Source organism: uncultured Clostridium sp. (assembly GCF_947039605.1).
Classification (GTDB): Bacteria; Bacillota; Clostridia; order Clostridiales; family Clostridiaceae; genus Sarcina.
Genome location: NZ_CAMQZG010000086.1, coordinates 1 through 5,543, shown reverse-complemented (window position 1 = coordinate 5,543; position 5,543 = coordinate 1). Strand labels below are relative to the sequence as shown.

Genomic DNA, 5,543 nt, shown 5'->3' with positions numbered 1-5,543 from the left:
CTGGTTTTACATCAGGCTTTACGTCTGGTTTTACATCAGGCTTCACGTCTGGTTTCACATCAGGCTTCACGTCTGGTTTTACATCAGGCTTTACTGCTTGTCCATTACTTACCAGAACTCCACCTATATTCGTATTAGAATTATTTTCTGGCATAGTTACTATATTAGCATTAGTTTCTGCTACATATTCTTCAAATATATATCCTTTAACACCATTTACAAATACTCTATACCATTGTCCTGTTTTACCTGTAATTTTCACTATTGTATTATTTGTTAACCCTTCTAAAATTTCATTACTCATAGAAGGTCCTTTTCTTACATTTACCATATTACTAACATTAATAATAGAACCTGCTCTATTCATTCTTGTTGTATTATTAACATCACCACTATTGATACTTAAAATATTGCTATTATTAATATATCCTTTAGCACCTGTTTCTTGTACTATAACTAGTGATTGATTGCCATTAGTACTTTCTACCCTTAACATCTCACCTACTGATATATAAGAAATTATCTTACCTACCTTATTAGTAAGTGTTAAATCTCCATTTCCATTTATAACACAAGCATTTTTACTTATAGCTTGTTGTGGACTCGCAAGTAATACATTATTCTCACCATTATTCTTTACTGAATTGTTCTTTTTCATTCTGTTCATAGCTACACTACTAGTCATAGTCGCTACCATAGCTCCTGATAGAATAATAGCCACTAATTTATTTTTCTTCATATCTTTTCTCTCCTTGTATATTCATATATTCCTCTAACTCTGAAGTATACATTATAACAAAAATTTTATTTTCATCACTTTTATAACTTTTATCATTTTTATTATTTCAATGCTTTTTTATCAGAATATTCATAAATATTACATATAACTACTAATATATATAGAATAAATACCCTCTTTTTTTATTCATTCTATATATATTAGACAATAGCATATTATTGTCTAATATATTATTTTTATAAGTTCATTTTTAACTTAGTTTGGTAAATCATATCAACTATTTTATACTAATACTCTCTTTATTTATACAACACTTTTTATATTTCTTACCACTTCCACAAGGACATGTCTCGTTTCTTCCAACTTTTATCACTGGATTTGCCGCTTGTATGGCTTTTAATTCTATATTAGTGAAACCTTTATTTTCCCATCTTCTTGTATTATCAAATACAACTATAGACTGTTTTAATATATCATCTATAAGATTCTTTGGTGCTTTTTCTATATCTGCAAATTGATCAACATGCCCAAGAATTTCATATATATCATATTTATCCATAGTAAAAGTTGTGTGAAGTTCAAAAATTATATCTAAAGCAACTTCTTTATCTTTAGTTACTGCATCTATAGCTTCTAAGAAAACTTCATGTGCTGGTGTCATTTCTATAAAATCTAAATCATCTCCATATTTTAGAAGTAAATCTTTATCTAATATTTTAAAATCACCTTTTACTCTGCTATTAAGTAAGTCTTCTAAGTCACCTTCAAAACTACCTATAGCCTGGCTCATTATGTAACCATCTTGTAAGTATGCATATCCTATTGTGTTATCATTCATTTTAAATAAATCTACTATATAACTTGAACTTAAATTTTTCCCTGTATACTCATTAAATCTATTCACAAAAAAGTCTACATTTAATACTCCGTATAATTCAACAAAACTATTTAAATAATTTTCAAGTTCATCAGCCTCTTCAGCTCCGCTATGTATATCTGTCATATCAACAGTTTTTATAACTTCTATAACCTCATCTGCCATTACCATTTTCATTCTGTTATCTTCTATATAGATAAATGCTAATGCTGTAACAAATAAATTTAAATAATCTGGTAGATTGTAATTTGTTATATCTTCAACTTTATTTTCCATAAGTTTTTCTATTAATTCAAAATCCTTACCATTTAAAGCATCAAGAGTTGCAACTAATGCCTTTTCAGTAATAAATGCTTCATAGAATTTATCTATTAAATCACCTTTTTTAAGTTTACTAAGACCTTTTAAACCATAGTTCTTTGAATATGCTTCTATCTTATCTTTTGTTAAATCATTTAAACATGCTTTAAAATCATTTTTTATAGGCTTGTTTACTCCAAGCTTTTTATTTACTTCATAATTATTCATAATACTTCTCTCCTTGATAATTGATATACTCAATTATTATTATCCTCATAATTATAACATTTTACTACTTAAATGCTACTTCTAGCAAATTATAACCCTTTTTAGCTAAAATAAAACTATATTATCTAAAAATAGAGACAAAAAAGGTTATACTCGCTCATTTATGAACTAATATAACCTTTTACTTTTACTCTTTTTCTTTTTTCTTCTTAATTAAAACAACTGCTAAAATTGCAATTAATGCTATTGATGATGAAAGTATAATTAATACAAAACTATTATCTGAAATATCTGCTACCGTATCTTGGTCCTCTTCTCCATTCCCATCAAGTTCTAAATCACTTGCAAGTTGTGTTACAAGAGAATTATCATAATCTGCACCAAACTCCCAGAACATAGTTCCACCAAGATTATTTTCTTTCACATAATTAGTCTTTGCACTTATTCCTTTTTCATCTATATAACTTAAAACAAACTCATCTTTACCATCAATCTCTGTTGTAATATATGATGAGCCTGCTTTCTCATCCCAATTCTTTTTAAAACCATTTTTATCTTCTAATAAATTAGTTACTTTTTTAAGCACTCTATCTTTAGATTCATAAAAATTAACTTCTGTAAGTTTAGTTTCTATTTCTTTATATTTATTACTACTAGCCACAACAGCTGGTATAGGTGCTGCAAAAGCAATTCCTACATTTATCTTTTCTGGTGGACATCCAGCCTCTACATAGCGCTGAACTCCTTTATCAACCCAATAACCATCTGTATTATTTGGTGTCCATTTCTCTGATTTATTTATAGCAGAACCAAAATAATTTGAATCGTATTGGAAATCATAAGTCATTATGTTTATATAATCTAAAATATCTACAACTGCCTTAAATTCAGTCCAATCAGTAGTAAAACTAAAATTAGCCGAACCTGCAATAGTAAGTAACTTATCATCACCAATAGCGGCTCTAACTTCTTTTAACATCAATGTAAAATTAGTCTTATCCTCTGGTTGTGATTTAATAGCACCCCATCCACCATTAACAGGATACTCCCAATCAAGGTCTATTCCATCAAGTTTATAAGTATCTATAACATCCCTACAAGACTTAGCAAAGGCTTCTCTAGCCTCTTCTGTAGCTGCCATATCAGAAAACCCTCTAGCATCCCAACCACCAACAGATAAAAGAACTTTCAAATCTGGATTTTTAGCCTTTAACTCATTTACTCTAGATAAATCTAAATGTACTTTTTCAGGTAAGTAAATAGTATGAAGTTTGCCCTTTGGAACTGGCTCTGGTGTTCTAGCATCTGGATTCTTAGATGTTCCATAGATTTTTCCTGTATCTGGATTAATACCTTGATACTCATTATTATAAATTAATCCAAAAGAATAATTTAAATGTGTAATCTTAGTAACATCAATTTTATCAATATCAGAACCTCTTTGAAAAACATATCCCACACTGCGATACTCTTTAGGTTTCTCTAAAGCTCTTATTGGCTGTGAAAAAAAAGAAATGATAAGTGTTAATACTAGAAATGATAAAGCAAAACCTTTTGATAAATGTTTTTTCATAATAAATAAACACTCCTACTCTATAAGATTATGCTATATATATATTAATTTTGAAAACGGTTTATTACATCCTTTATATAAATAACTTTATCATATTTTAAATTTTCCCCCTCAAAAACTCACTTTAAATTCACATTAAATCAAATATATTTCACATTGAAATGTTATTATTCTTTTAGAAAACTTTAAGGTGGTAAACATGATTAGTATTATAAATTTTTTAAAAAATCAAAATAAAATACTTCTAGCACTTATTATTAGTCTTATTCAACTTGGTATATTTATACTTAGCAAAAGTTATATACTATATCTTTTAGTTGGGATAGTATTTATCTTAAGTGAAAATTTCCTCATAATAAAAAATAAAGTATATGAAATCAAAAATAACCTAATAAATAGAAGCAATGAACTAGATTCCTCAAACATAAAATTTCAATTTGATAGAACTAAACAATTTGAAATAATAAAAAAAGCTAGTGAACTTTCACTAGACTATACTGATACTATAATTATCTCAATAACTGTAGGGCTCCATGCCTCACTCTTATATTCTAACTACAATATTATTCTATCAAGTTTTACAAATATCCTTAAAAATATATATGAAGTTATTATTCAAAAAGCAGAACTTTTAAACTCAAAATTCAAAATAAACTCTACTATTATAAAAGTTTTTATATTAACAATACTAGCAATTATAATTTATTCTATTACGTCACTTGTACTATCCAATTTTTTGAACTACTTTATAAAAAATTGGATAGGTCCCAAATATATATTAAAAAACTCTGTAGTATCTATTCTAATATTAGACTTTTGTTTTGCAGGAATACTTTTTGCAATAATAAAAAATAAAAAACTATTAAAGCTATCAAAAAACAAAAAAACAGCCCCCCTACTTACCCTAGTTATTAATATTATAACTTCTCTAATTCTTTCTATACTCTTTGGAATAATTGGTGTTATCTTGGGTAGTATACTAAGTAAAGCTATACTTAATATTGGATATGAACTTCTTGAAGTTTATCAAATACATATTAAAAAGATAAGTTAATATACTATAGAATTATTTTTTAATATTTGTAACTAAATAATTTTTTATTTAAGTATACATATATATTTAGATAAAAAATATAATATTTCATATATATATATATGAAAATCAATTAAAAATTTAAATTTTTTAAAAGTTAATAATAGGTAATTTGACTATTATATGTAAATATTGATATAATAAAAAAATAGACACAACCTAAATAATCTTATTTATAATGATTATGCTAAATACTATGAAGAGAACTAGTAGAAGTATCTAAACTTAACAGAAAATTGCCGGTTGATGAGAGGCTAAAGATATTTACTTTGAATACATCTTGGAGTTTGAGATTGAATTTTTATCCTTTAGATAAAATGTAGGTCTTATCGATTAAGTCGCGTTAAAGACTTTTAATGAGTTAGTATGTATTTTTACCTACTATAAATTAAGGTGGTACCACGTGAGTAATCTCGTCCTTTTTACGGATGGGATTTTTTTGCGTAAAAAAATATTCAAAATAAAATTTTAATGGAGGTTTTTTATTATGGAAAGAAATGTTTTAGATGTTCTTAAAGAAAGAGGTTATATCAAACAATTTACACACGAAGATGAAACAAGAGATTTACTCGGAAAGGAAAAAATAACTTTTTATATTGGATTCGATCCAACTGCTGATAGCCTACATGTAGGTCATTTTATAGCTCTTATGTTTATGTCTCATATGCAGCAACATGGCATACCCATCAACCTTAAAATTGAAATAAATGGATATTGAAAAGCTTATGACTTA

4 protein-coding genes and 1 other annotated feature are annotated in these 5,543 nt (G+C 26.8%); of the genes, 1 reads left to right on the top strand and 3 read right to left on the bottom strand.

What is annotated here, in order from left to right:
- The 3 genes from Q0V24_RS16830 to Q0V24_RS16820 all read right to left on the bottom strand — a co-directional run.
- A partial coding sequence (locus tag Q0V24_RS16830; RefSeq protein ID WP_297523293.1) for an SH3 domain-containing protein occupies positions 1-739 on the bottom strand: 739 nt, incomplete at its 3' end.
- A 277-nt stretch (positions 740-1,016) separates the two neighbouring features.
- Complete coding sequence (locus tag Q0V24_RS16825; RefSeq protein ID WP_297523291.1) at positions 1,017-2,144, bottom strand: SEC-C metal-binding domain-containing protein; 1,128 nt, start codon at positions 2,142-2,144, stop codon at positions 1,017-1,019.
- Between the two features lie 187 nt (positions 2,145-2,331).
- Entirely contained in the window at positions 2,332-3,717 is a 1,386-nt protein-coding gene (locus Q0V24_RS16820) for a glycosyl hydrolase family 18 protein (protein WP_297523290.1), read from the bottom strand.
- Between the two features lie 1,280 nt (positions 3,718-4,997).
- Positions 4,998-5,234: a binding site (T-box leader), on the top strand.
- A gap of 63 nt (positions 5,235-5,297) precedes the next feature.
- Between Q0V24_RS16820 and Q0V24_RS16815 the strand changes: the two genes are divergently transcribed.
- Positions 5,298-5,528 carry a hypothetical protein gene (locus Q0V24_RS16815; protein ID WP_297523288.1) on the top strand — a complete coding sequence of 77 codons (231 nt, stop codon included), beginning with the start codon at positions 5,298-5,300 and terminating at the stop codon, positions 5,526-5,528.
- Positions 5,529-5,543 lie beyond the last annotated feature (15 nt).